This is a genomic window from Pontibacter qinzhouensis, assembly GCF_008017455.1.
In the GTDB taxonomy this organism is placed as follows: Bacteria; Bacteroidota; Bacteroidia; order Cytophagales; family Hymenobacteraceae; genus Pontibacter; species Pontibacter qinzhouensis.
The window spans coordinates 1-7,856 of the sequence record NZ_VRTY01000160.1; the positions used below are offsets into that span (position 1 = coordinate 1).

The 7,856-nt window shown below is 46.3% G+C and carries 5 protein-coding genes; 2 read left to right on the forward strand and 3 right to left on the reverse strand.

The genetic code is table 11. From position 1 onward, the window contains the following. Positions 1–540, reverse strand: a 540-nt coding sequence (locus tag FVR03_RS23150) for a pseudouridine synthase (RefSeq protein ID WP_147924154.1), incomplete at its 3' end; no start/stop codon positions are given. Positions 541–838: 298 nt separating this feature from the next. On the opposite strand from FVR03_RS23150, the gene FVR03_RS23155 reads away from it, so the two are divergent. After that, entirely contained in the window at positions 839–1,978 is a 1,140-nt protein-coding gene (locus FVR03_RS23155; protein WP_255474374.1) for a serine hydrolase domain-containing protein, read from the forward strand. A 106-nt stretch (positions 1,979–2,084) separates the two neighbouring features. On the opposite strand, the gene FVR03_RS23160 is transcribed toward FVR03_RS23155, so the two are convergent. Beyond that, complete coding sequence (locus tag FVR03_RS23160) at positions 2,085–3,101, reverse strand: glycoside hydrolase family 43 protein (protein WP_147924156.1); 1,017 nt, start codon at positions 3,099–3,101, stop codon at positions 2,085–2,087. A 519-nt stretch (positions 3,102–3,620) separates the two neighbouring features. Here FVR03_RS23160 and FVR03_RS23165 point away from each other — a divergent pair. Then, positions 3,621–6,170 (forward strand): TonB-dependent receptor, encoded by a 2,550-nt coding sequence (locus FVR03_RS23165; RefSeq protein WP_147924157.1) that lies wholly within the window; start codon positions 3,621–3,623, stop codon positions 6,168–6,170. Positions 6,171–7,258: 1,088 nt separating this feature from the next. Here the strand turns inward: FVR03_RS23165 and istB are convergent. Beyond that, on the reverse strand, positions 7,259–7,856 hold a 598-nt coding region (gene istB, locus FVR03_RS23170; RefSeq protein ID WP_147924158.1), incomplete at its 5' end, for an IS21-like element helper ATPase IstB.

Here is a 7,856-nt window from a genome sequence, read left to right on the forward strand (position 1 = left end):
TTGCGTTAGGGTTATGGCAAAAGTTGTAGCATCTAGTTGCTGTACAAGCGCAGGCCTTGTTTTTTCGCCCATTATTACAACGCCTGCAGCCAGGTGAGCAATGGCTTCCGGAGTCAAAGGTTTATCTACAGTCACCTTATATTCTTTTTCCTGGTGGCTTTCGGCGTGTATAATCCGATCAAAAATTTTACCGTTGTTTGTCAGCAGCATCAGTCCTTCCGACTCCTTGTCGAGGCGCCCAACCGGAAAAACATGCTGGTCCAGGTTTATAGCCTCGGCCAGGTTGTCTGGTATTTGCGGGTTGAGTGTCGATTCTATTCCACGTGGTTTATGGTAGGCCAGGTAAATGAGTTTATCAGCTTGCTTAAGCACCTGGCCCGCCAGTTCCACGGTATCTTCGGGCTGAAGTGCTTGCGTTAAAGCGCCTTTTGAGCCGTTTACCAAAACTTTTCCGCCTATTACAAGGTCTATGGCTTCTTTATTTGAAATCCGAAGTTTCTGAACCAAAAAGTGTTTGAGCGAAGAAGTAAGGCTTTTCATGAAGGCAATCTGACTGGTAATTAGCTTAACACCACAAATGTAAGAGAACAATTACAAATGCTTCAGGAGGTGTAGCAGAGGCATTTTTGTTCCTGATGATGAATATCGTAAATGTGGAAAGAATTACAAGCCAAAACACCTCAACTATCGGCCAGAGAGCTTATATTTATAACCCGGTTTTACTTCGCTGACTTTTGGTATGGCTTTTCTTCGATCATATTTTTTAAAGGGCTGTTTAGCAGCTACCCTGGCTAGCTTTTTTCTGCTTTCTTGCCAGGAATCGAACACAGACAATTTGTTGTCAGATTTTTTCCTGGATAGAGATACTCCGGAAACCATAGAAGTGCCAGCCTCTTTTACCGAAGACAGTGCCCGGCTGCTTGGCCACCAGGTAGATTCCATATTTAAGGTGTTGCAAAAGAAAAGAGGGTTTAACGGCACTGTATTGGTTACAAAATACGACAAGGTAATTTATAAAGGCGCATTTGGCTATGCCGACTTTGGCCGCAAAGATACCTTAACCACCGAAACTGCCTTCCAGCTGGCTTCGGTTTCGAAGCAGTTTACGGCTATGGCTGTAATGATGCTGCAGGAGCAGGGCGAGCTGAGCTACGAAGACAGTGTGCAGCAATATATTCCTGACTTTCCTTACAAAGGAATAACCATTCGGCAGCTCCTGACGCACCGCTCCGGTCTACCGAACTATACCTATTTCAGCGACAAGCTCTGGCCCGACCGCAAAGAACCCATCACGAACCAGGATGTACTCAACCTGATGGTCCTGCATCAGCCAAAAATTCATTATAAACCAGATACGCACTTCGAGTACAGCAACACGGGCTATAGTGTACTGGCCTCTATAGTAGAAAAAGTGGCCGATATGCCGTTTGAGGTATACATGCAAAAGTATATTTTTAAGCCGCTCGACATGAAGAACACCTTTATGTACAGCAAAGATTTTATGGTGCTCTCAGGTAAAATCGCCACAGGCTACACGATGGGCAAGCGCAAAAGGAGCCACGATTACCTGGATTCGGTGCTAGGCGACAAAGGCATGTACTCAACCATAGAAGATTTGCACAAATGGGACCAGGCGCTGTACACCCAGAAGCTGGTGAAGTGGAAAACCCTGGAAGAAGCATTTGCCGGCTCCCGTACCGAAAAGAAAAAAGCGGAGGACTACGGCTTTGGCTGGCGCATCCGGGAAATTGAGAGTGGCGATACGGCGGTGTATCATGGCGGCTTGTGGCATGGGTTTAACACCTACCTGCTCCGGAACAAGAAAGACCATAGCTCCTTAATCGTGCTAAGCAACTTAACCAATGGCAGCCTTAACTATCTCAAAGATGTGAGAAAGGTTTTATATCCTGCACAACCCAAACAGCTTACTGCCAGCAAAAATACGAACCCCGACAAAACAGCCACTGCCAGGCTGTAGTAACAGCAGTAGCAGCTGGTTGTGCATCAGTATTCCGAGTTACCAGCATTGAAGCTTACGCAGCTTAAAGTTATAGGTAGTTCCGGCTGTTGTCTTACAAGGTTTATCAGTGCTGTAAGGCAGGATAGAAAAAAGAGCTAGAATCAATTTTGATTTCCTGAACATTAGTATGTTGGCTCTTGCTGATGCTTAGTTTCACAAAAGCTGTTTTTCGGGGGGCAACGGTACTATCTGTTTCGTGGGTATGGAAAACGTATAGCATGTTACCATTGTGGTCTTTTATAATATCGCCGTGTCCGGAACCGTTTCTGCCTGTATTGGCCTTGCTTAAAAAAGGACTCTTCGGATGCTTTAGCCAGGGGCCGGTGGGGCTTTGGCTGGTGGCATAACCTACTGCATAATCCGGGTTTCTGAAATCATTAGCTGAGTAAATCAGGTAATACAAACCATCTGCTTTCAATACGGTCGGGCCTTCTGCTACCGGCCAGGCAGCATTGGCCGTGTTCTCCCAGGGTTCTTCTGCTGCGATGCATTCCTGCAGGGTTTCCTCTTTTATACCTGAAAAATCGGGGTGCATTTCGGCCACGAAAATACGGTTGCCTTCTTGCAGTCGCACATGGTACAGGTATAGTTTGCCATCCTCATCTCTAAAAACAAACGGGTCTATTTGCTTTACCGGAGCAGCCAGAGGTACGAGTGCTTTATGCGTAAATGGCCCCAGCGGACTGTCGCTTTCTGCGATGGCAATTTGCTCGTTTGCGGTGTAAGCCATGTAAAACCTGCCATCGGCAAAAAATACCTGTGGAGCCCAAAAGCCCTTGGTGCCGTAGCTGTCTCCTTGCTTTAGCGCCAAACCCCCGCGAGCTCCTTTAGGGCCTTCCCAGGTTCGCATATCCGGGGAAGTGTAGACCTCAAAACCTTCTGCCGTTTTTCCCTCTACGGTGCCATATAAATAGTACAGGCCCCCATGGTAAAACACAGTGGGGTCAGCTAAATGTATACTGGCCTCTGCTGCGGTGTTCTGTACCGTCGGCTTTAACGTGCACGAAATCAGGCAGGTAAATAGAAAGAGAAGGGCAGTTTTTGCGGCCACGTTGGCAAATAAGTTCTTTGTCTCTGTCATAGAGTTATAGGTAGGAGGGAAGCCGCGAACAGAGCAGTTCTACTGAAATATAGCTGGTGCTCCGGCCATTTCAAAACAATTACATGCTGATGTTACGAGTGGCTAAGTCATAAACACCTAAGATAGAAGCTTTGGCTCAAATTTTAAGAGATCCAGATTAAAGATTTCTCTTCCATGTCAAAAGAGGATTAATTTTAAATAAGGGCTTGAAACTTTATGCATTTTTGAGCATGAGGTAATATGTAATTCAAGGTTAAGTTCTGACTAATAGTGTGTTAAATAGAAATGTAGCTTAGGGATTAATATCTCAAAAGCAAGCGCAGCTGCTACTTTGAAGAAATATTAGAAAAAAAATATGACCTAAAAGTTGCTGATTCAATAATTAATTATTCTATTTGTCTATTATTTCTGTAGACTTAATATAATAATCACTTATAACTAGTTTTCATGCACTGGCTTCTTGTTTATTTTCCAATAAAATCAATATCTCACCTATTCTAAACCTATACTAAGTTTAACATGAAAAAATATTATCTGTTATTACTGCCCCTTTTCTTCTTAAGCCAGGCGGCTGTTGGGCAGGCACTACTTACAGGAACCGTAAGTGATGGGGAAGGACTGCCGGTTGTAGCAGCTACAGTTGTGCTAAAAGGAACTAGTGTGCATGCCGTAGCAGATGCGAATGGCAAGTTTACATTAGAAGTAAAAAAAGAGCCGCCCTATACCTTGCGTGTAAGTGCAGTAGGTTACAAACCACAGGATGTGCCTGTGCAGGGATTTCCAACTTCAGCGCTAACAATTACACTGCTGCCCGATAACCAGCTCAACGAGGTAACAGTTACGGCCAGACGGCGTATTGAGTCGGCGCAGGAGGTTCCCATTCCTATTTCTGTTATTGGCGGCACGCTGGTAGAAGAGGCCGGAGCCTTTAACGTAAACCGCGTGAAGGAGCTGGTGCCGACCGTGCAGCTGTACTCCTCCAACCCCAGAAACACGACTCTCAATATCAGGGGCCTGGGCTCTACCTTCGGCCTCACAAACGATGGCATAGACCCTGGTGTCGGCTTTTATGTAGATGGAGTTTACTATGCAAGACCGGCCGCTACCACCCTCGATTTTGTAGACATAGATCAGATAGAAGTGTTACGTGGCCCTCAGGGAACACTTTTCGGAAAAAATACCACAGCAGGTGCTTTTAACGTTACCACGCGAGCAGCCAGCTTTACACCCGGTGCCAATTTTGAGGTAAGCTACGGCAACTATGGTTTTATTCAGGCGAAAAGCTCTATTACAGGGCCAATCAGTAAGAAATTTGCCGGGCGACTTTCATTTTCTGGCACACAACGAGATGGCGTGTTGTACAATGTGGCCACAGAGAAATCGTTAAACGACTTAAATAACCTGGGCTTCCGGGCGCAACTGCTGTATAAGCCAAACGACAATGTAAAGGTAACCTTAGCTGGCGATGCCTCAAGCCAGAACCCCGATGGTTATGCACAGGTGGTAGCAGGTGTGGTGCCCACACAACGACCAGCCTACCGCCAGTTCGACCAGATTATAGCTGACCTGAACTACCAATTGCCCAGCCGCAACCCGTTCGATCGGGTAGTAGACCATGACTCGCCGTGGCGCTCGGGCAATGAACTTGGCGGTGCCTCGGTTAACGTAGATGCTAACATCGGGCAGGGTACCCTTACCGCTACTACCGCCTGGCGCTACTGGAACTGGGACCCCTCAAACGACCGTGACTTTACAGGGTTACCGGTGCTTTCTAAATCGGCTGCTACCTCTACACATCAGCAATGGACCCAGGAAATAAGATATGCCGGAAACCTGACCACCAGCCTGAGTGGTGTAATCGGTGTGTTTGCTATTGGCCAGGATCTTAAAACTGATCCGGTGCATACCGAAGAATCAGGGGCGGCGCAGTGGCGTTTTTCACAGAGCTCCACGAGCGAGCTTTGGAGAACCCCGGGCCTTTTCGATGGCTATGGAATTAAAACTACCTCCAGGCTGAAGTCTTTTGGAGGAGCAGTATTTGGTCAGCTCGACTGGGCTTTATCGGACCGCCTTCGCCTGTTGCCCGGCCTGCGCTTTAACTACGACCAGAAGGAAGTAGACTTTAACCGGCAGACGTACGGAGGCTTACAAACCGATGATCCTGCTCTGATTGCCCTCAAACGATCTGTTTACACGGACCAGGCCTTTCAGGCAAATGCTGAAGAGAATAATTTCTCTGGCCAGTTAACGATTGCCTATAAAGCAGCGGATGCTTTTAACACATTTGCCACTTACTCCACCAGCTATAAACCTGTTGGCGTTAACCTTGGTGGGCTACCTACTGCCAATGGTGAGATTCTGACTGATCTGGCCCGGATAAAACCGGAGTATGTGAGCCATGTGGAAGTTGGCATTAAAACAACTCCAACCCGAAACTCCACGCTGAATCTGGTGATTCACAACACCGATATTAAAGATTACCAGGCGCAGGTGCAAACCGCCGAGGTAGGTGTTAACCGCGGCTACCTGGCCAATGCTGAAAAAGTGCGTGTAGTGGGTGCTGAGTTAGACGGTAACGTGAAATTTAATAGTCATTTCTCTTTATATGGTGCAGTAGCATATACTGATGGTAAATACGTGTCGTTTACCAACGCGCCGGTGCCGCTCGAGGAAACAGGAGGTACATCTGCCTTTAAAGATATTTCGGGTGGCCAGTTGCCTGGTATATCGAAGTGGGCGGGCTCTCTGGGTGGTGAGGCTGTGTCTGGTGCCGCCAAGGTTCTGGGGCTTAACGGCAGATTATTCGTAGCCTTCGACACCTATTACCGCTCTTCCTTCTCATCAAGTTCCTCGCCGTCGCAGTACCTGAATATAGATGGGTATGCACTCGTGAACGGGCGAGTTGGTTTTAGGGCAGCAGATGGCTTATCTGTTTTTTTCTGGGGACGTAACCTGCTGAACAAAGACTACTTTGAGCAGTTGCTACCTGCAGCAGGCAATGCCGGACATTATGCTGGTGTTTTAGGAGACCCGCGCACCTACGGCATCACCTTACGCTATGCGTTGTAGCTATACTAAGTATCGGAAATTACCAATTAATTTTTTTAATTTTAACAGGATTGAGATATAAACTGCTTCTTAACTTAAAGGAATTAGAAACGGCATCGCGTTAAGAAAAACGACACAGGTACCACGTATCACGATAAACGATCTTACATAATATATTGGTGAAACAGGTTCCGATAAGGTATGTCGTATTCTATAACATCTGTTAGAAATAAACCTGACGGTGCACAAAGGATATCCAACTAAAACAGGTTGCTCAGACCCTTGACAAAAATCTGGTTAAAAACCTTTTGGAGGCTGTTTTCATTCTGATAATTGAGATACTGAAACAGGTTAATTTATCCGATAAAACTTACCTGGCAGCAGAGCCTCAGGAGAAACCATTATACTAACATTTTAAAAGGAAATAACAGCTACAGAGCCCTTAGGCGTGCGCAGTTACTGCCAGCGCCTAAGGGCTCTGTAGCTGTTCTCCTAATCGAAACACGCACAGGAGTAACATCAGCAAAAATCATATTCCTACTTTTCGGGTAAGATTGTCGTACTCTATCAAGAATAGTAAGCATGCTCTAAATCTTTTTTTGCCTCCTAAGCTAATTTATTCTATCCTCAACGATCAAAGTTACTCTTCATGCCTGTTTTGCAGGCAGACAATAAATCAGAGATGGTGGCAGTACTTGAACTTTACCTGGTGCACAACCTCTACAAAATTATAGTGATGTGTGCCTGTTGTTCTGTTTTGCACGTAGCTGCCATAGCCAATTATTCAAATCAAATTACCCTTCAGAAGCATTTTTGTCTTAAAACCGCCAAGGGGTAATCCGTCATAACTTTCCGTAATTCAGATTTATAAAGCAACGGGAACCCGTACACAAGTAGCAGGACTTTTTATATTTTTTCGGTTGAAAACTGGAAAAATAAAGCATTGAATTAAGCAAGGATATGTCGCAGTTTGTATGCGTAGCCGAGTAGCTTAAGAATGAAATTGCTCAAAATCATGTGCATATTCCGGTAAAACTGAACACTTTATTCCGGGCAAACTGAACATCCCCAGGTATGGTCATTCAAAGCTTCTATTAAACTACATTTATTTACTGGTTATTTCTAATACCGGATTTGAGCTTACGCATTGATTCTCCCTTGAGTACTATTTTATGGGCGTTATGAGTTAGCCGGTCCAGGATGGCATCTGCAATGGTACTCTCATCAAAGAGCTCATACCACTTCTCCTGCGGAAGCTGAGAGGCAATGAGCGTGGAATGCTTGCCGTGGCGGTCTTCTATCACCTCCATGAGCATCATCCTGTTGCTGCCATCGATAGGCTGCAAGCCAAAGTCATCTATGATGAGCAGGTCTGTTTTCTCCAGCCTGGTGAGCTCTCGCAGGTAGGAGTTGTCGGCCTTGGACATGGTCATCCAGCTGAAGAGTTTGGCCATGTTAAAGTAGCGGACCTTAAAGCCCAAGTGGCAGGCCTGATAGCCGATCGCTGAGGCCAGGTAGCTTTTGCCTACCCCGGTCGGGCCTGTGACGAGCAGGTTCTCTTTCCGATCAATAAAGCTACAGTCGGCCAGCCGCATCACCTGGTTCTTGTCCAGGCTTCTGCCTGCCGAATAATCCAGCTCTTCCAGGCTGGCCTGGTAGCGGAAGCGGGCAGCACGGATATGCCGCTGTGTTTTCTGGTGTTCCCGC